General features: G+C 70.7%; 16 protein-coding genes. 6 read left to right on the plus strand and 10 right to left on the minus strand.

Annotated elements, in window-relative coordinates; all coding sequences use genetic code 11:
• Positions 1–9: 9 nt before the first annotated feature.
• From sbnA to ABZ928_RS02145, 5 genes are read right to left on the minus strand one after another with little or no spacing between them, the layout of a single operon-like run.
• The gene (gene sbnA, locus ABZ928_RS02125; protein ID WP_361514528.1) at positions 10–957 is read right to left on the minus strand and encodes a 2,3-diaminopropionate biosynthesis protein SbnA; all 948 of its coding nucleotides are present in this window, start codon (positions 955–957) and stop codon (positions 10–12) included.
• A gap of 42 nt (positions 958–999) precedes the next feature.
• The gene (gene sbnB / locus ABZ928_RS02130) at positions 1,000–2,031 is read right to left on the minus strand and encodes a 2,3-diaminopropionate biosynthesis protein SbnB (protein ID WP_361514529.1); all 1,032 of its coding nucleotides are present in this window, start codon (positions 2,029–2,031) and stop codon (positions 1,000–1,002) included.
• The gene (locus tag ABZ928_RS02135; RefSeq protein ID WP_361514530.1) at positions 2,028–2,993 is read right to left on the minus strand and encodes a TauD/TfdA family dioxygenase; all 966 of its coding nucleotides are present in this window, start codon (positions 2,991–2,993) and stop codon (positions 2,028–2,030) included. The genes sbnB and ABZ928_RS02135 overlap by 4 nt, the downstream gene beginning before the upstream one ends.
• 14 nt (positions 2,994–3,007) lie before the next feature.
• Positions 3,008–5,074, minus strand: coding sequence for a non-ribosomal peptide synthetase (locus ABZ928_RS02140; RefSeq protein ID WP_361514531.1), 2,067 nt, complete (start codon positions 5,072–5,074; stop codon positions 3,008–3,010).
• Entirely contained in the window at positions 5,071–7,491 is a 2,421-nt protein-coding gene (locus tag ABZ928_RS02145) for a Pls/PosA family non-ribosomal peptide synthetase (protein ID WP_361514532.1), read from the minus strand. Before ABZ928_RS02145 ends, ABZ928_RS02140 begins: the two co-directional genes overlap by 4 nt.
• A 444-nt stretch (positions 7,492–7,935) precedes the next feature.
• Between ABZ928_RS02145 and ABZ928_RS02150 the strand changes: the two genes are divergently transcribed.
• On the plus strand, positions 7,936–9,078 hold the full coding sequence (locus tag ABZ928_RS02150; protein WP_361514533.1) for a YihY/virulence factor BrkB family protein: 1,143 nt from the start codon (positions 7,936–7,938) through the stop codon (positions 9,076–9,078).
• Between the two features lie 54 nt (positions 9,079–9,132).
• On the opposite strand, the gene ABZ928_RS02155 is transcribed toward ABZ928_RS02150, so the two are convergent.
• Positions 9,133–9,969 (minus strand): NmrA family transcriptional regulator, encoded by an 837-nt coding sequence (locus ABZ928_RS02155; protein WP_361514534.1) that lies wholly within the window; start codon positions 9,967–9,969, stop codon positions 9,133–9,135.
• An 80-nt stretch (positions 9,970–10,049) separates the two neighbouring features.
• On the opposite strand from ABZ928_RS02155, the gene ABZ928_RS02160 reads away from it, so the two are divergent.
• Positions 10,050–10,985 (plus strand): AraC family transcriptional regulator, encoded by a 936-nt coding sequence (locus ABZ928_RS02160; RefSeq protein ID WP_361514535.1) that lies wholly within the window; start codon positions 10,050–10,052, stop codon positions 10,983–10,985.
• 34 nt (positions 10,986–11,019) lie between these two features.
• The gene (locus tag ABZ928_RS02165; protein ID WP_361514536.1) at positions 11,020–11,706 is read left to right on the plus strand and encodes a helix-turn-helix transcriptional regulator; all 687 of its coding nucleotides are present in this window, start codon (positions 11,020–11,022) and stop codon (positions 11,704–11,706) included.
• On the opposite strand, the gene ABZ928_RS02170 is transcribed toward ABZ928_RS02165, so the two are convergent.
• The gene (locus tag ABZ928_RS02170; RefSeq protein ID WP_361514537.1) at positions 11,689–12,090 is read right to left on the minus strand and encodes a VOC family protein; all 402 of its coding nucleotides are present in this window, start codon (positions 12,088–12,090) and stop codon (positions 11,689–11,691) included. The two genes, ABZ928_RS02165 and ABZ928_RS02170, sit on opposite strands and share 18 nt — an antisense overlap.
• Positions 12,091–12,178: 88 nt before the next feature.
• Between ABZ928_RS02170 and ABZ928_RS02175 the strand changes: the two genes are divergently transcribed.
• Positions 12,179–12,787, plus strand: coding sequence for a class I SAM-dependent methyltransferase (locus ABZ928_RS02175; RefSeq protein WP_361514538.1), 609 nt, complete (start codon positions 12,179–12,181; stop codon positions 12,785–12,787).
• Here ABZ928_RS02175 and ABZ928_RS02180 read toward each other — a convergent pair.
• A complete protein-coding gene (locus tag ABZ928_RS02180) occupies positions 12,774–13,406 on the minus strand; it encodes a VOC family protein (RefSeq protein ID WP_361514913.1) in 633 nt (210 codons plus the stop codon). The genes ABZ928_RS02175 and ABZ928_RS02180 overlap by 14 nt on opposite strands.
• Positions 13,407–13,493: 87 nt before the next feature.
• Between ABZ928_RS02180 and ABZ928_RS02185 the strand changes: the two genes are divergently transcribed.
• Positions 13,494–14,150, plus strand: a complete 657-nt coding sequence (locus ABZ928_RS02185; protein ID WP_361514539.1) for a ThuA domain-containing protein — start codon at positions 13,494–13,496, stop codon at positions 14,148–14,150.
• Positions 14,151–14,296: 146 nt separating this feature from the next.
• A complete protein-coding gene (locus ABZ928_RS02190; RefSeq protein WP_361514540.1) occupies positions 14,297–15,934 on the plus strand; it encodes a serine/threonine-protein kinase in 1,638 nt (545 codons plus the stop codon).
• Between the two features lie 12 nt (positions 15,935–15,946).
• On the opposite strand, the gene ABZ928_RS02195 is transcribed toward ABZ928_RS02190, so the two are convergent.
• Together ABZ928_RS02195 and ABZ928_RS02200 are read right to left on the minus strand one after the other, a co-directional pair.
• Positions 15,947–16,990, minus strand: coding sequence for a LacI family DNA-binding transcriptional regulator (locus ABZ928_RS02195; RefSeq protein WP_361514541.1), 1,044 nt, complete (start codon positions 16,988–16,990; stop codon positions 15,947–15,949).
• A 137-nt stretch (positions 16,991–17,127) separates the two neighbouring features.
• Positions 17,128–18,789: a family 43 glycosylhydrolase gene (locus tag ABZ928_RS02200; RefSeq protein WP_361514542.1), complete on the minus strand. Its 1,662-nt coding sequence runs from the start codon at positions 18,787–18,789 to the stop codon at positions 17,128–17,130.
• Positions 18,790–18,811: the final 22 nt, after the last annotated feature.

The raw sequence follows: 18,811 nt of genomic DNA on the forward strand, positions 1-18,811 counted from the left end.
CCCGCGCCCCTAACGGGGCGCTGCTAGCAGGCCTGCTCGCCAGTTCTCTCGGTAGACCGTGTCCAAGTAGCGTTCGCCCAGATCGGGGGCCAGGGCGACTGCCGTCAGGGGGCGGCCGCCCTGGCGCTCCAGCCACTCGCTCGCCCCGCTCACCACCGTTCCGGTCGAGCCGCCGAACAGGAAGCCTCTGGCCGCCAAGGCGCGGCACATCCGGACCGTGTCCTGTTCCTCGACGTGGATCACCTCGGCTATGTACGACGTGTCCAGGAGGGCCGGGGGCACGCTCGTGCCCAGGCCCGGGATCATGCGGCGGGCCGGGGGGCCGCCGAAGCTGACCGAGCCGACGCTGTCGACGGCGACGATGTGGACGCGGCGGCGCCACTGCCAGAACCAGCGGGCGCAGCCCATGAGGGTGCCGGTGGTGCCGGCCCCGACGAAGAGGACGTCCAGGCGGGGGAAGCGGTGGGCGATGGCGGGGGCCGTGGTGCGGAAGTGGGCCTTCCAGTTGTTCTGGTTGGCGTGCTGGTTGAGCCACACGTAGCGGTCGTCGGAGGCGCAGAGACCCCGGACGTACGAGGTGCGCGCGCCGAGGAAGCCGTCGTGGGTGTCCGGTTCCTCGATGATGTGGACCCGGGTGCCGAGCGCCTCCATCAGGCGGACGCTCGACTGGTTGCAGCGGACGTCGGTCACGCACAGGAACCGGTAGCCCCGGCTCGCCGCGATGACGCTGAGCGCCACGCCCAGGTTGCCCGACGAGGACTCGACCAGGACCGCGCCCGGCCGCAGCCTGCCTTCGCGTTCGGCGGCCGTCACCATCTCGGTCGCGGCCTTCATCTTGATCGACCCGGCGAAGTTGAAGCCCTCGCACTTGAGATACAGCGGAAGGCCGAGGGCGGCGCGCAGGTCGACGTACAGCTCCTCCTCGTTGAACTGTGTGGGATCGGATATGACGGGCATGGTGTTCCCCCTGGTTGTTCTGGTGCGCCACGTGCGCGTCGGTCAGCCGTACCGGCGCAGCTCGTGGAAGAACCCGTCGACGACGTGCAGTTCCCCCCGCCTGGCCACTTCGTCATGGACGAACCTGCCGACCGCGAGGTCGAGCACCCCGAGGCCGAAGGGGGAGAAGACCACCGTCCGGTCCGCGGGTACGGGCACGCGTGAGGTGAGGACGTCGTCGAGCGTGCCGTCGATGAAGTCCCGGTTCCCGGTGAGCTGTTCGACCAGGTGCGGGGAGGTGTCCGCCTTGAGGCAGTGCTCGACGTCGTCGACGAAGTTGGCGGACGTCAGCAGGATCTCCGGGGCGAGATCGCGCAACGACACGTGCAGGACCAGGGGGTGGTGGTCGAACCAGGACGGGTCGTGGACGTGGGGCTTCGCGGCGATCGTGGCGAAGACCAGCAAGTCACTGGTGCGGATGAGGGTTTCGGGGGTCTCGTGGATCTTCACCCTGCCCCTCGCGCCCGAGCGTTCCAGGTAGCCGCAGAAGCCCGCCGCGCTCTTCGGCGACAGGTCGTGCACGGCCGTCTCCTCGAACTCCCAGCCGGTCGCGGCGAGATGGGAGTGGATGTAGCGGGCGATCAGGCCGGTTCCGATGAAGCCGACGCGGGTCGGGCGGGTCCTGGAGCGGCTGAGGCGGTCGGCGGCCAGGGCGGCGGAGGACGCGGTGCGGGTGGCGCTGATGACCGAACTCTCCAGGCAGGCGTACGGGTAGCCGGTGTCCGGGTCGTTGAGGATCAGGACGGCGGAGGCGCGGGGGAGGCCGGACCGGGTGTTCTCCGGGAAGCTCGATATCCACTTCAGGCCGTCCACCCGGAGCGGGCCGCCCAGCGAGGCCGGGAGCGCGATGATGCGGGAGGCCGGGCGGTCCGGGAAGCGCAGGAAGAACGAGGGCGGGTTCACCGCGTCGCCCGCGCCGTGCAGCCGGTACACGGCCTCGACCAGATGCGCGATGTCCAACTCCTGTCCCTTCAGGGCCTGTTGGACTTGGGCGCCGGAGATCACGGCGAACGGCGGTGCGGTCAGGGCGGTCATGCGGTCCTCACTTCGCGGTCGGCGCGCCGGACCGGATCGGCCAGCGCCGCCAGCACCTCGCGCGGGCCGTCGAACGGCTCCCGGCTGTGTGCCGTACGGATGTTGTCGACGAGCAGCAGATCGCCGGAGCGCCAGGGCTCGCGCGCGGTGTGCTTCTCGTACACCTCGTTGATCGTGGCCACGACGTCCTCGTCGATCGGATCGCCATTGCCGTGGCGGGTGGTGAAGGGCAGCCCGTCGGGGCCGTACTCCTCCACCAGGAACGCGCGCACCTCGGGTTCCATCGTCCATTCGCTGAGGAAGGCGATCTGGTTGAACCAGCAGCGGCGGCCGTCGGCCGGGTGGCGCAGGACGGCGGGGCGGTGCTGGCGGGTGCGCAGGGAGCCGTCGGGCTGCCAGGCGAAGTCGATGGACCGGTCGCGGCAGCAGCGTTCGACGACGGCGCGGTCCTCGGTGCCGAAGGCCTCGGCGAACGACGCCCCGATCTCGTCGTGGTACGTCCGCGTCAGGATCCAGCCCTCCCGCTCGAACCGGTCCGTGAGCCCGGCCGGCAGCGCCTCCAGCACGGCGGCCGCGTCGGCGACTCCGGTGGCGCCGCCGGACGCGGGCGCCTCCAGACAGGCGAAGAGCAGCAGGCCGGGGAACTCCACGCCGTAGCTCGTCTCGTGGTGCATGCACATCTGCTGGTTCGGCGGCCACTTGGACGACGAGTACACGCCGTCCGCGTAGGAGCGCCGGGGTGCGAAGGGCTCCCGGTCGGGCATCAGGGTGTCGGCGAGGCGCCGGAAGACGGCGGCGGTGGTGGCGGGGTCGGCGAGACCCAGGCCGCGGACCAGGAGACAGCCGTGTTCTGCGACGGCGGCCCGCAGCTCGTCGCGGTGTGCGGCGGCCCAGGCCTCCGGGTCACCGGCCGGGTCGGCGGCCAGCCGCGGGGGACGGCCGGCCGGAGTGGAGAGCGGCATCGAGGTGGTTCCTTTCACGTGGCTGCGTCCAGCAGTCCGGCGAGGTCGGCGAAAACCGGATACCGGGTGACGTCCTTGAGGCTGATCGCCCGGTCCAGGGCGATCGCCAGCTTCACGGCGGCCAGCGAGGTGCCGCCCCGGTCGAAGAAGTGGTCGTGGCGGCCGATCCGCTCCGCCGGGATCCCGAGCACCTCGGCCCACGCGGCCGCCAGCCGCCGCTCACCCGGCGTACCGGGCTCGTCCGCGGCGGCCCCGAGCGGCGAACCGGGCTCCTCCGAGCCGGTGTCGAGTCCCTCGGCGAGCGCGGTCAGCGTCTTGCGGTCGGTCTTCCCGTTGGCGGTCAGCGGCAGCCGCTCCCGCCAGTGCACGACGGCCGGCACCATGTACGGCGGCAGCGACGCGCCCAGCCGAGCCCGTACGGCGTCGGCGGCGACCGGCGCCGGACCGGTGCAGAACGCGACCAGCCGAGTCCCGCGTACGACGACCACGGCACCGTCGCGGACCCCGTCGACCCGCAGCAGCGCGTTCTCGATCTCGCCGATCTCGATCCGGAACCCGCGGATCTTCACCTGGCTGTCCCGGCGGCCCAGGAACTCCAGCTTCCCGTCCGGCAGCCAGCGCCCGTGGTCCCCGCTGCGGTACAGCCGCTCCCCGGGCCGGTACGGGTCCTCGGCGAACGCGGCCCGCGTCCGCTCGGGGTCGTTGACGTACCCGCGGCCCACGCACACCCCGGAGAAGACGATCTCGCCGGGCGCCCCGAGCGGTACGGGCACCAGCTGCTCGTCGACGACGTAGATCCGCACATTGGCGACCGGCCGCCCGAGCGGCACCCGGGGTTCGTCCGGCACCCGGTCCATGACCTCGTGGTTGGTGTCGTCCGAAGTCTCCGTCAGGCCATAGGCGTTGACGAGCGGGATCCCGGCGCAGGCCGCGAACCAGCGCTGCACCAGCTCCCGCTTCACCGCCTCCCCGGTCACCGACACCCGCCGCAGCTCCGGGAGTTCGCGGGGCCGCTGCTCCAACTCGGCGAGCACGGCCTCCAGATAGGAGGGGACGACTTGGAGCACATTGACCCGGCCGCGCTCGATCGTGTCCACGAACCGCGGCACGTCCAGGATGGTGTCCTGCCCGATCAGCAGGGTCCGCCCGCCCACCAGCAGGGCGGACAGCAGCTGCCACAGGGAGATGTCGAAGCACTGCGGCGCGGTCTGCGCGACCACCTGCCCGGGGCCGATGTCCAGGTCCTCCAGCTTGGCGAGGACGTGGTTGAGGAACCCGGCGTGCTCGCACATGGCGCCCTTGGGCTCGCCGGTGGAGCCGGACGTGAAGTAGATGTAGGCGAGTTGGTCCGCCGTGACCGGGATGCCGAGGTCGGTGTCCGCGTGTCCCTCGGTGTAGGCGGCGGCCACGGAGTCCTTGGTGAGGATCAGGTCGTAGTCGGCGCGGGTCAGGATCGCCCGGATCCGTGCGGCCGGGAAGTGCGGCTCGATCGGCAGATACACCCCGCCCGCCTTGAGGACGCCGAGCACGGCGGCCAGCCAGTCGAGGTTGCGCTCCATGATGACGGCGACGACCCCCTCGGCCCGCAGCCCGTGCCCGATCAGAGCCCGGCCGATGCGGTTCGCCCGGGCGTTGAGCTCGCCGTACGTCCACGCGGTGTCCTCGTGGACGGCGGCCACCGCGTCCGGATGCGCGGCCGCCCGCTCCTCGAACAGCTGGTGCACCCGCCGGTCCGGCAGCCCGCGCTCGGGGCCCGCCAACTCCTCCAGCTGGAACCGGAGTTCGGACTCGGACAGCAGGCTCCGCCGTACGGGTGTGGTGAGCGCGGTCAGGTGGTAGCCGGCGATCCGGGCGGCGGCCTCGCGGTCGAGGACGTCGGTGCGGTAGCGCAGGCGCAGCGTGCGGCCGGTGACACCGACGTGCAGCGTGGTGTCGTCGCGGTCCGCGGACAGGGCGGCGAGCACGCGGTCGTGCGCGGCCTCCACCGCCTGATGACTGATCAGGAGACCGTCGGGCAGCGGGAGTTCGTACTCCGCCGAGCCCGGCCTCGGGTCCAGGGTCCATCGCGGGATCGTGTTCATGGCCTCGATTGCCTCCCCACCGCGGGATTTCCGCCCCAGTGCGCCCGCGCGGGCACTTCCTCGCCCTTCATCAGGAAGGAGTCGGGGGCGAGCACGGCGCCGTCGCCCATCGAGACGCCGTAGTGGACGAGTGCGCCGGTGCCGAGCGTGCAGTCGGCCCCGATCGCGATGTGGCCGGACTTGAAGGTGCCGTCCTCCTGCGAGTGCGACTGCACCTTGGTGTGCGCGCCGAGCGTGCAGTCGTCACCGACCGAGGCGAGGGTCCGCTCGGTGATGGAGACACCGTCGTCGAAGACCCGGCGCCCCACCCGCACCCCCAGCAGCCGCCAGACGACGTTCTTGAACGGTGTGCCGTTGAAAAGGACGAGATGGTCGTCCGGCACCTTCCACAACCGCTCCTGCCGCCAGAACCGCGGATCGTAGATCGAGCACAGCATCGGCGTCAGCGGCCGGAAGCGGCACAGCAGCCGCTCCACGAGCACGTAGTAGCCGACGCTGAACAGCAGCCCGGCGACCATCGACACGCCGATCAGGAAGACGCCGACCCGCTCGTACAGATCGATCGCGGCGAACCCGATGACCATCAGCGCGAACCAGTGCAGCCACCTGATGAACAGGAACAGCCCCATCGAGCGCAGGTTGTATCCATTCTTCGCGGCCAGCCGCCGGTCCAGCTCGGCGCCCTCGCGCAGCTGGTCGAAGCGGCTGTCCCGCTCCACCGACCGCGGGATCTCGAAACTCGGCGAGCCGAGCAGCCCCACCCCCTCGCGGACCTCGCCGTCCAGCGGCACCAGCACCTTCGTCGCGAGGAGCACGTTCTCGCCGGTACGCCCGCCCACCGGGTAGGCGATGTGGTTGCCGAGGAAGTTACGCGGCCCGATCGAGGCGCGGGCGACCCGGAACGACGTACCCGAGAAGTCGGCGTTCAGGATCGACAGACCGTCCGCGACCATCGTGCCGCTGCCCACCGTCGCCAGATACGGCGTCTCGTGCTGCACCTCCGTACCGAAGTTGGAGCCGGTCTGCTCCACCCGCGAGAGGTCGTATCCGATGGACCGCAGATAGGGGACGATGTACGAGCTGTCGCCGCACAGCCACTTGAAGAACTTGATGTTGGTCAGCCGGGCGATCGTCCGGTGCGCCGAGTAGGCGAAGCCGTACAGCGGATACGTCCGCCCCGCGCGCACCAGCGGCTTCAGAGCACGCGGCACCAGCGTCACCACGGCAAGGCCGAGGACGACGAACGCCAGGAAGCAGCCGATCGACAGCCCGAGGGCCTCGCCGTAGAACGCCGCCGACGTCAGATCCCGCGAGCCGGGCGCGAGCAGCACGTCGAGCCAGGGCAGTTCGGTGAGCAGCAGATAGCTGCCGCCGACCGCGAGCGGCACGAACACGAGCAGCGCCTGCCCCAGCGCGGCCAGCGCGTACCCGGCCCGGCGTACGGCGGAGCACTCGGCCGGGGGCACCCGCACATAGTCGACGTCCGTCGGCTGCGCGGGGGAGCCGTGCCACCGCTCGCCCGCCGGGACGCGGACACCCCGGTACAGCGCGGACGCGTGCCCCAGCTGGGAGCCGTCGCCCATCGAGCTGCCGATGTCGAGGACGGTCTTCTCCCCGACGAACACATCCCGCCCGAGCGTGACGGCACCCGTCTGTATACGACCCTGGTGCGCCCGGTAGCAGAGGAAGTACGCCTCCTTCCGCACGACCGTGCCGGCGCCGATCGTCAGCAGATCCGTGCAGACCGGCACCGAGCGGGACAGGATCGTCACCCCCGGACCGATGCGCGCGCCCAGCAGCCGCAGATAGCCGACATACAGCGGGTTGCCGGCGAACAGCGCCAGCGGATTGGCGTGCAGCAGCGCCTTCACCGTCCAGAAGCGGACGTACGCCAGGCTCCACACCGGGAACTCGGTCTCCCGCCACCGCCCGACCAGCAGCCACTTCGCCACGACGGGCAGCGCGCAGGCACCGGCGAACAGCGCGCCGCCGAACAGCACGGACCGCGCATAGACGTCGACGGCCCCGGCACCGGCGGACACCCACTCGTAGCCGCGGGCGGTCACGGCCCCGGCGAGCAGGCAGTACCCGACGAAGACGAGCAACTGCAGAACCCCGCACAGGACATACCGCGGCGTGCTCCCGGGCGGGGGCGGCGGCTCCTCGACCGGCACCACCGCGGCCTCCGGGACCTGTTCGAGGGCCGCCGCCAGACTGCGGATGGTGGGATTGCCGTAGATGTCCCGCATCGACACCGACGGCAGATCCGGGCGCTTCCGGACCCGGGCGCAGAAGTGGGCCATGACGAGAGAATTGGCGCAGAGATCGTCGAAGAAGTGGCTGTCGGGCGGTACATGGTCCACTTGGACGACACCGGCCAGGACTTCGGCGAGAACACGTTCGGTGCCGGTCGGCACATGAGCTCCTCGGTGACTGGTGCAATTCCCCGGGGGCGGTGAGAAATGCGGTGCGAGATGTTCCAAGACACGCGGGAAGAGCCCGGCCATGGTCAGTGACCTGCGAAGTTCCCCCGTGTCGTATGCGCCCGAGTGATCCTCGGCATGCGCAACGAATCCAATCCGAATTGTTTCGGACGATTCATGAACGCTTCAAGCACGTTTCTGACAATGGCGATTTCCGGATACCGATCCATGACAGGCTCATGCCGTATATGCGGCCCGAATGCGGGCCCCGCCAAGGAACTCACCGAAAGAGGGCGTAATCGAATGTTTCGATTCCGTTACGCACCACCGAACAATTCGGCCACCGCGGCCATGACAGCGCAACAACCCCGCCCACCCGCACACCCCCGACCGGCCCGGGGGATGAGTGCGACCTCCCGCGGCGGATACCTTTAGGGCGTGCAGCCAGCAAGTGAATCCCCTCAGCGGCCCCCCTCCGGCCGTCTCCACCGGGCGCGTGCCCTCTACCGGAACGTCTCCAAGCGCAGGACCGCCTGGCTGCTGCTCAAGGACACCGTCAACTCCTGCATGGAGTACCGCATCCTCGGCCTCGCCGCCGAGGCCGCCTTCTTCACTCTCATGTCCGTGCCGCCGCTGCTGCTCAGCATGATCGGCCTGCTCGGCTACGTCGACGACTGGACCGGCACCGACACCATCAGCAGCCTGGAGGCCAACCTCCTGGAAGCCTCCCGCACGGTCCTCTCCGACAAGGGCGTCCGCCAGATCGCCCAGCCGATCCTCGACGACGTCATGAACGGTGGCCGCCCCGACGTCATCTCCATCGGCTTCCTCTTCGCCCTCTGGTCCGGCTCCCGCGCCGTCAACGTCTTCATCGACACCATCACCGTCATGTACGGCCTCGACGGCGTCCGCGGCATCGTCAAGACCCGCCTGGTCGCCTTCCTGCTCTTCCTCGCCGCACTCCTCATCGGCTCGATCGCCCTCCCGCTGATGGTCGCCGGCCCGGACGCGGTGGTCCGGATCGTCCCGTGGTCCGAAACACTCGTCCAGATCCTGTACTGGCCGGTGGTGATCGTCCTGTCGGTCGCTTTCCTGACCACGCTCTACCACGTGTCCGTCCCCGTCCGCTCCCCCTGGATCGAGGACGTCCCAGGCGCACTCGTAGCCCTGGCGATGTGGGTCCTGGGCAGCTTCCTGCTCCGCATCTACCTCACCAACACCATCGAGGGCGCCTCGATCTACGGCTCCCTGGCCGCCGCCGTCGCCGTCATGCTCTGGATCGGCGTCTCCGCCTTCGCCGTCCTCGTGGGCGCCGCCGTCAACGCCGCCATCGACCGCGTCTGGCCCGCCGCGTCTACGGCAGCGGCCCGCGCGGCGAACGAGAGGGCACGGGAGGCGCAGGTCGCGGACTACGTGGCGAGGGCGGCGACCCACAAGGAGATCGACCCGGAGGACCCGGACATGCCGTCGGAGTTCCCGGAGCGGTGGTCACGGTTCCTGCCGCCGGAGGACGTGACGTCGAGGCTGCGCACGCATGTGAAGAGCACGCATCCGCCGCACAAGGAGGCGGACGGTTCCTAGGGTTGGCCCAGGGGCGCGGGGCTGTATCGATTTGCGGCTACCGCCCCTACGGCGCTACTCCTTCCAAACCCCCGCTGCCGCCGCCTCCCGGGCGAACTCCGAGAAGTCCCGAGGCTCCCGCCCCAGCACCTGCCGCACCCCGTCCGACAGATAAGAGTTACGCCCGTCCAGCAGCGCCCCGAACAACTCGACGAGGAACTCCACCTCCTCGCCCGGCACCCCGAACCCGCTCAACACCTCGCCGTACGCACGCGGAGACACGGCCCGATACGTCAACTCCCGCCCACTCGCCTCGGCGACCTCCGCGACCGCCTCCCCGAAGGTCAACAACCGCGACCCCGAGACGGCGACGACGTCACCCACATACCGGTCCCCAGAAGTCAGCACACCCGCCACCACATCCGCGATGTCCCGCACATCGATGAACGGCTCCCGCACCTCACCCCCGGGAAACACCAACTCCCCGGTCCGCCGCAGCCCCTCCACCAACGGCCCCTCACTGAAGTTCTGCGAGAACCAAGCGGCCCGTACGATCGTCCAGTCCGCCCCCGACGACCGCAGCGCGTCCTCCGCCGGCCGCGCCCGCTCCTCCCCGCGCGAGGAGAGCAGCACCAGCCGCCGCACCCCCAGCCCCACCGCCTCCCGGGCCAGCGCCCCGACCGCCTCGGCGGCCTCCGGGGAGCCGACGTCGGTCGGGTACGCGAGATACGCCGCGTCCGCGTCCCGCAGGGTCTCCGCCCAGGTCGTCGGGTTCTCCCAGTCGAACCCCTGGGCCCGCGACACGGCCCGTACGTCAAGGCCCGCCGCCCGTACCGCCTGCGCCACCCGGCTGCCCGTACGACCCGAGGCACCGGTCACCACTACCGTCACGTTCCCTGTGTGTTCCGTCATGCTTCGAGTGAACTGTCCGCCGCGCCAACTGCCCATCGCTGAACGGCTCATTCCCATGCGCGGGCGTCTACGCTGACGGCATGGACGCTCTCGCAGGCCTCTTGGAAGGCCCCCGCGCGCGGGGCGCCTTCATGATCCGAGCGTGTTTCGAACCCCCCTGGTGCGTACGCATCGAGGACCGCGCGCCCCTCACGGTCATGCTCATGGTCCGAGGCGAGGCCTGGATCATGCCGGACGCGGGCGAACGAGTACGGCTGACCGCCGGCGACCTCGCCATCACCCGCGGCCCCGACCCGTACACCTGCGCCGACGACCCCGGAACCGCCCCGCAGGCCGTGATCGGCCCCGGCGCCGAGTGCAGCTACCCCGACGGACGCTCCCTCAACGGCGTCATGGACCTCGGCGTACGGACCTGGGGCGACCGGCTCGACGGGTCGACCGTCATGCTCATCGGCACGTACCTGTGGCAGGGCGAGGTGAGCGGGCGGCTGCTGGACGCGCTCCCGCCGCTCCTGACCCTCACCTCCGACGTGTGGGACTGCCCGCTCACGCCCTTCCTCATGGAGGAGATCGTGCGCGACGAACCCGGCCAGGAGGTCGTCCTCGATCGCCTGCTCGACCTCTTGGTCATCGCCGCCCTCAGGGCATGGTTCTCCCGCCCCGAGGCGGCGGCACCGGCCTGGTACCGGGCCCTGGCCGACCCCGTCGTCGGACGGGTCCTGCGACTCCTCCAGGACGACCCCGCCCACCCCTGGACCGTCGCCTCCCTCGCCGCGAAGGCGGGGGTGTCGCGGGCGGCCCTCGCGCGGCGGTTCACGGAACTGGTCGGGGAGCCGCCGATGACGTATCTGACGGGGTGGCGCCTGGCGTTGGCGGCGGACCGGCTGCGGGACAGTGAGGCGACGCTGGAGGCGATCGCCCGGCAGGTGGGGTATGGGAGTGCGTTCGCGCTGTCCAGTGCGTTCAAGCGGGTGTACGGGGTGAGTCCGCAGGAGCATCGGGGGAGGGTGGCGTAAGGACCCTGAGCTGATCGAGCGTAGCCTTGTTCGCATGTACTCGGAGTGGTCCTCCCGGCTTGCTGGTGCCGTCGTGTGGACCAATGTGCCGTCCGGAGCCGAGACCGGGCGCGTTCTGCCCGACGGGTGCATGGATCTGCTCTGGCACGACGGGCGGTTGCTCGTTGCCGGGCCGGATACGCGTGCGTACGTCACTCAAGGCGAGGCAAGCCCCTGGGCCGGGGTGCGTTTCTATCCCGGTACCGCACCCGCGCTCCTCCGCGTTCCCGCCCACGAACTGCTCGACCGGCGCGTCGAACTCGCCGACCTCTGGCCCGCCGCCTCCGTACGCCGGCTCACCGCGCGCGTGAACGCGGCCGCCGACCCCGCGAGCGGGCTCGAAGAGGTGGCGCTGGCGTGGGCGGCCGACAGCGGGGCGCCGGATCCGCTGGTACGACATGTCGTGGACGCCCTCGACGAGGGCCGGTCGGTCGCCGTCGTAGCCGGTGAACTCGGGCTCAGTGCACGGCAGTTGCAGCGTCGGTGCGGGGCGGCGTTCGGGTACGGGCCCAAGACCCTCGCCCGGATCCTGCGGTTGCGGCGCGCCCTTGTCCTGGCTCGGGGCGGAGTGCCGTACGCGGAGACGGCGTTCCGGTGCGGGTTCGCCGATCAGGCCCATCTCGCGCGTGACGTACGGGAGTTGGCGGGCGCACCGCTGACGGAGCTACTGGGCCGACGGTAGCGGCGCGAACAGGTCGACGCCGTTGCCGTCCGGGTCGTGCAGGGTGGCGTACCGCTGGCCCCAGAACGCGTCCCACGGCTTCAGCTCGCCATGATGTCCGGCGGTCACCATCTCCTCGTAGACCGCGTCGACCTCGGCGGGGCTGTCGCACCGCAGGGCGAGCGCCGCCCGGCTGCCGCCGCTCGGTGCTTCCCAGCCGGGGTGGAAGGAGCGCACCACCGTCTCCGTGTCCAGCAACAGCCGCAACCCGCCGTGGAGTTGGGCCTCGGTGTGTCCCTCCGATTCCGAACCCTCGGGGAAGGCGAAACCGAGCCGGCGGTAGAAGGCGACGGAGGCGGCCATGTCGGAGACGACCAGGCCGATGGCATCGAATCGTGGAGTCATGCGGTCACCGTAGGCAGGGCGGGGGAGGCCGGTCTTGAAGGAATCGGACGTGTTGTGCGCGCCGCCCCCGGCCTCGCATGCTGTCCCGATGGACGACACTCCCCTCCGCACCCCAGCCGCCCTGCCCGCCCTGCGCGCCGCCGCCCGGGACGCCGGCTTCACCATGTCCTGCGACGCCCGCACCGGAAGCCTCCTGAGCGTGCTCGCGGCGGCTCGCCCGGTCGGCAGGATCCTGGAGCTCGGCACCGGCGTGGGCGAGGGCACGGCCTGGCTGCTCGACGGGATGGACCCGGACGCCCGCCTGGTCACCGTCGAACTCGACGAGTCCGTCCAGGCCGTCGCGCGTGGGGAGTTGGGCGGCGACCCGCGTGTGACGTTCGTCGGCGCGGACGGCGGCACGTGGTTGGAGGAGTACTTCTCGGCGGCCGACGAAGGTGACGCGGAGCCCTTCGACCTCGTCTTCGCGGACACGTGGCCGGGGAAGTTCACCCACCTGGAGCGAGCCCTGGACCTGGTCGCACCCGGCGGTACGTACCTGATCGACGACCTCGACCCGCAGCCCGGCTGGCCCGAGGGCCACGAGGCGTCCGTCGCACGGCTGTTGACCGAGTTGGAGGCGCGCGAGGACTTCCGTACCGTCCGGCTGGCCTGGGCGAGCGGGCTGCTGATGGCGGTACGGACGGTTAGTCGAAGGTGACCGGCCCCCGTGGGGTGTCCACGGTGAAGGAGAGCCCCACCGGCCCCTCGGTGACGGCGAGTTCGGTGTCAAGGGTGGCCAGCAGGGCGCGGATCTCCTCCGGGTCGGGAGCGGTCGCCGACAGCGAGAGCAAGGGAGTGGTGGGCAGACCCGAGGCGGTGGGGTGGACCGTGCCGCTCCAGTCGATGAGGAACGGCACCAGACCGGACGGGTGTTGGGTGTCGCCGTCCGTCAACCGCCACTGGAGCAGGGTGCCGTCCGGTCTGCGCCGGCTCATCGGGTGCACGTCGCCGGGGTCGTAGCCGCGGGCACGGGCGGTGGCCACCGCCGCGTCCAGATCAGGCGGACTGATCGCCCACGTCACCGTCCGCGCCGAACTGACCGCGTCCACGTCGAAGGGCCGAGGCCCCTGCGGATCCGGCTGCTCGGGGTCAGGACCGATGATCTCCAGATAGCCGGTGCCGCCCAGGGACACCAGGAAATTGCGGGTGCCCCGCCCGATGTGCACACCGCCGGGCGCGGGCGCCACACCGGTACGCCGGGTGAAGCCGGCGACCGTGGCCGCCAGATCGGGAGTCGCGAGGACGAGGTGGTCCAGCCGTGCGGGAATCGTGTTCATCGTGTGGTCGAGGCTACGCAGAGGCGTGTCCATGATGGAACACCTGTGCGGCGGGTCGGCTGTCCCATCCCCCGTAGGGTCGACACCATGACACCCCGACTCCCCCGACTCCTCGTCTACACCCGAACCACCGGCTACCGCCATGACTCCATCCCGGCCGCCGTCACCGCCGTACGCACCCTGGGGGAGTTCGAGGTCGACGCGAGCGAAGACCCGTCGGCCCTCGAAGCGCCCCTGGACCGGTACGCCGCCGTCGTCTTCCTCTCCACCAGCGGCGAGGTCCTGACACCGACCGGCCGGGAACGGCTCGCCTCGTACCTGGAGTCGGGCGGCGGCTTCGTCGGCGTACACGCGGCGGCCTGCACGGAGTACGAATGGCCGTACTACGGCGAGCTGTTGGGCGCCCGGTTCGACCGCCACCCCGACTACCAGCCGGGCAAGGCCGTCATCGAGGACCACGACCACCCGGCGACCCGACACCTGCCCGCCGTATGGGACTTCACCGACGAGTGGTACGACTTCCGCAGCAACCCGCGTGGTGCGGTAAGGGTGTTGGCGCGCGCCGACGAGTCGTCGTACACGGGCGGCGGCATGGGCGACGACCATCCGCTGGTGTGGTGCCGGGAGCAGGGCGCGGGGAGGGTCTTCTACACGGCGCTCGGCCATGCGGCGGAGGCGTACGAGGATCCGGACTTCCGGGCGCATCTGCTGGGCGGGATCAGGTGGGCGGCGCGGCTGGACTGATCCGGCGATCCGGTACCCCGAATTCCCCAGCAGTCACGTCAGTCACAGCAGTCACAGAAATCGCTTTAAGCTGCTGCTGTTCGTCGGATCATCGGACCGACGGATGCGGGGCTCAGGGGCTCAGGGGACCAGGGGGAAGAGAACAGGTGAACAGTGCGGCGGACGACGTGTTCCAGCCACTCCAGGTGGACGATCCGCCCGTGGTGGCCGGCTACCGTCTCGCCGCCCGGCTAGGCGCGGGCGGCATGGGCCGGGTCTATCTGTCGCACACGGCGGGCGGCCGACCGGTGGCGATCAAGGTCGTCCGCCCGGAACTGGCCGACGACCCCGACTTCCGTCGCCGCTTCGGCCGCGAGATCAAGGCGGCCCGGCGGGTGCGGGGCGCCTACACCGCGGAACTGATCGACGCCGACGCGAACGCCAGTCCGCCGTGGCTGGCCACGCTCTACGTCCCCGGGCCCTCCCTGGCGGAGGCCGTGCACCGGCGTGGACCGCTGCCGGTACCGGCGGTGCTGTGGCTGATGGCGGGGATCGCCGAGGCGCTCCAGTCCATCCACGGCGAGGGAATCGTCCACCGGGACCTGAAGCCCTCCAACGTCCTGCTGGCCTCCGACGGCCCCCGCGTCATCGACTTCGGCATCTCCCTGGCCGCCGACACGACGGCCTACACGGCGACGGGCGCCGCCGTCGGCACGCCCCAGTTCATGGCGCCGGAGCAGGCGGTCGCGGGCGAGATCACGTCGGCCACGGATGTCTTCGCGCTGGGGCAGACGGCGGCGTTCGCTGCGCTGGGCGGGCCGCTGTACGGGGACGGTCCCTCCGCCACCGTCCTCTACCGGATCGTGCACTCCGAGCCAGACCTGTCCCTCCTACCCGAACCGCTCCGATCACTGCTCAAACAGTGCCTCGCAAAAGATCCTCAGGAGCGGCTCACCCCTGCGGAGGTCATCGAGTGGTGTCGGCGGCAGTTGGACCGGGACGCCGACGCGGGTGGCGGACCGGCGGTCTGGCGCGATGTCACGGGCCCCATAGTGACCGTCCCGGCTCCGGTCCCCGACCTCACCTCGGCGCTCACGATGCCGCTGATCGCGCCGGCGCGGCCGACAGCCCCGACGGTACCGGCACAGCAACGGCCCCGCCGACGCCGTATCGCCCTGATCTCGGCTGCCGCCGTCACCGTGGGGGCGCTACTGGTGACGGGCCTGGTCTGGAAGCTCCAAGACGGGTCAGGAGCAAACCAGGGCCACGACACGGCCTCGCTCACCTCGACACCGGACCCGACGGCGTCCGGGCGGACGTCGGGAGCTTCGCCGACGGCCGGAGGTGGGGCGGGGGAGGCGTCGAGTTCGAGTTCCTCCTCGGCTTCGGGCGGGCAGCCTCGTGCGGTGCCGGCGTTCAACCCCGTGATGCTGGACGAGAAGAACTCCTTCTACATCCACGACGGCGTGCGCCCCGAGACGCGCGACGACCGCAAGGGCGACATCCGTTTCACCTGCAAAGAAGTCGGGTGCGCTCTGGAGAGCGACAGCAGCGCGATTCTCCAGATGTTCGGCAGCGGGGGCAGCACCTACGAGGACTGCAGCTTCATGCTCACCGGCGCCAAGGGCGACGACTTCCACTACTTCGAGCTGGCCGCGGCCTCTGCCGGCAGCGAGTTCTGCATTCAGCACCCTTCCGGAGACATCGCGTTGCTCGTGGTGCAGGTGAAGTCGACCGCGCTGTGGGACAAACCCGGTTTGAGCTTCCTGACGGTGGACGCCTCGGTCTGGCGGGCAGCTACCTAGGGCGAGGCCCACTCATCCCCGCGGCCGCCCCGTACTCGCCCGCTCCACCAACCGCGTAGACAACTCCGTCCGCGTCCCCTCCGGCCGAGTCCCCTCCATCATCCGCGCCAGCAACCGCATCGCAGTCGCCGCCATCTCCGACAGCGGCTGCCGGACCGTGGTGAGCGCGGGGCTCGCCCAGCGGGACTCCGGGAGGTCGTCGAAGCCGACGACGCTCATGTCGTCCGGGATGCTCAACCCCCGTTCCGCGAGGGCCTCGTAGACGCCGAGGGCCATGCGGTCGGAGCAGACGAAGACTGCGGTGGGGGGTTCGGGGAGGTCGAGGAGTTCGAGCATGCGCGTGCGGGCGACGGACTCGTCGAAGCCCGCGTGGCGTATGTACTCCGGGCGGTGGCGTACCCCCGCCGACGCGAGGGCCGAGCGGTACCCGGACACCCGGGCCGTGCTGCACATCTTGCGCCGGTGCCCGGCGATCACCGCGATCCGCTCATGGCCCAGCGCCAGCAGATGCTCGGTCGCGCTCACCCCGCCCTGCCAGTTCGCCGCGCCCACGGACACGACCCCCGCAGGCGGCTCGACCACGGGGTCGATCATCACGAACGGGATCCGGTGCTGCTCCAGCCAGGCGTACTGGGAATCCGTCAACTCGGCCAGATTGAACAGCACTCCGGACGAACCACGGGCAATCAGCTTGTCCAGCCAACCCCGTTCAGGAGTGCCGCACCGCCTGCGGGTCAGGCCGGCCGAGACGACCACCTCAAGTCCCGCGTCATGCGCGGCCTCCTCCACACCGTGCAGCACCGCGCCCGACCAGGAACTGTTCAGCGAGTGCACGACGAGGTCGACCAACGCCGGCGGCTTCGCCGCGTCGAACCGGGGTCTGCGCACATAACCGAGCCGGTCCAGGGCCTCGGTGACCCGGCGCCGTGTCTCCGGCGCCACGTCCTCCCGGCCGTTGACGACCTTGGACGCGGTGGGCACGGACACCCCCGCCTCCCGCGCCACCACGGCCAGCGTCGGACCGGCGGCCACACTCGCACTCCCCGTACGGACCATCGGGAACCACCTCTCCGGCCCGCCCGAGGGCCATGGAAAGTTTCGACCAGGGTGGATAGTAAGCGCTTCCTACCCTAGATTCGCCGCGGAAAGTCGGGAAGAGGCCCGCCGACTACCAGCAGGACGAGGACGACTCACTACCAGCAGTTCAGTCGAAACCCCGTGAAATCGGCGGTGAACGCCGCGTCGACGAGGTCCACGGCGTGAATACCGGCCATGGCACCGGTGAAGCGGAGCTTGGATCCGTGATCGTCGGAGAGCTTGCCGAAGTCGAGGGGCTCGCCGAGCGGGGTGCGTATGCCGTCCGTCAGGAACCAGAACTGCGCGTCCGCGCCGTTGACGGAGACCCCCAGGGTGATCGGGGCGCCCGCGTCGACCTCCACGCGGGCTGCTTGCCGGGTGCCGTCCTCGTCCCGCTCGACGAGGCTGAGCACGGTACGGCCGGCGCCCCGCCATTGCTGGCCGTGCTGCCCTTCGCCCTCGGGCTCCGCCCAGGTCAGGTCCAGAGCGAAGTAGGCCTCGGTGTTGTACCAGAGCACGAGTCCGGCGGCCTGCGTGAAGGTGCGGGGGCGCGCCTCGACGGTGACCTCGGCTTCGGCGCGGTGCTCGGTGATGCGCTGGGCGAGCAGGCTGTGGGCCCAGTGGGACTCGGGGCCGTGACGGCCGCGCAGGCGGATCCAGCCGGGGCGGATCGTGGGGTCGGCCCAGGAAGGGTCGGGGGGTTCGCGCAGCGTGCTCCAGGGCCAGCCCAACGGGTCATCGGTAACCGGCGGTTGGCACTCAACCGCTGGTTGGAACTCATACCGAGGCGTCGCCACGTCGACCTCCACCGCCGGATGATGCCCCCCGTGCCGCAGCCTCGGCCACCCCTCCTCGTCCCACACCACCGCCTGGATCGCGGTCTCCCGGCCGAGTGGACACCGTCGACCCTCGTCGGCTGTCTGCATACAGTCGGCAGCGTGCCGACCGTCGACTGTATGCCGAGTGTCGACGGTATGCAGTGGACGGGCGACGAGATGACTCAGCACCCACTCCCCACCCGCCGTCCGCACCAACTCCCCGTGCCCCGCCTTCTGCAACGGCACCGTCGGATCGTCCCGCGTCGTCAGCAGCGGCCGGTCGTCCACCTCGTACGGTCCCGTCAGCGCACGGCTCCGTGCCACCAGCACCCCGTGCTCGAAGCCCGTGCCGCCCTCCGCCAGCAGCAGGTAGTACCAGCCGCCCCGGTGCAGCAACTTCGGTCCCTCGACGAGCCGTTCGTGCTGGAGGAGCAGGTGGGTGTCGCCGATGGGGGCCAGGGTCTTGCGGTCCAGTTCCGTCGTCACGATGCCGGCGAAGCGGCGGCCGCCCGGGCGGCAGTCGTTCTGGAGGTTGAGGAGCCACAGGCGGCCGTCCTCGGCGTGGAAGAGCGCGGGGTCGAAGCCGTGGCTCGCGATCCTGCGCGGGGGCGTCCACTTGCCGGTCGCCTCCGTCGCCGTACTGACATACGTGTCCGCGTCGAAGTACGGCGTGCCCACCGAGCGGACGATCGAGTGGACCACCCAGAAGCGCTCGCCGTCCCAGCTCAGCGAGGGGGCCCAGAGGCCGCCCGAATCGGGCACACCCGCAAGGGAGTTGCCCGCGGCGGCGCCCTCGACGTGGCCCGCGTACTCCCAGTGCGCGAGGTCGCGGGAGCGGTGGATCGGGATGGTCGGGAACCATTCGAAGGAGCTGGTCGCCACGTAGTACCAGTCGCCTACCCGGACCAGTGAGGGGTCGGGGGCGAAGCCGCGGATGACCGGGTTGTGCAGCAGCGTCACTTCAACACCTTTGGCCTGGCGG

This window comes from Streptomyces sp. NPDC046909, assembly GCF_040644695.1.
GTDB lineage: Bacteria > Actinomycetota > Actinomycetes > Streptomycetales > Streptomycetaceae > Streptomyces.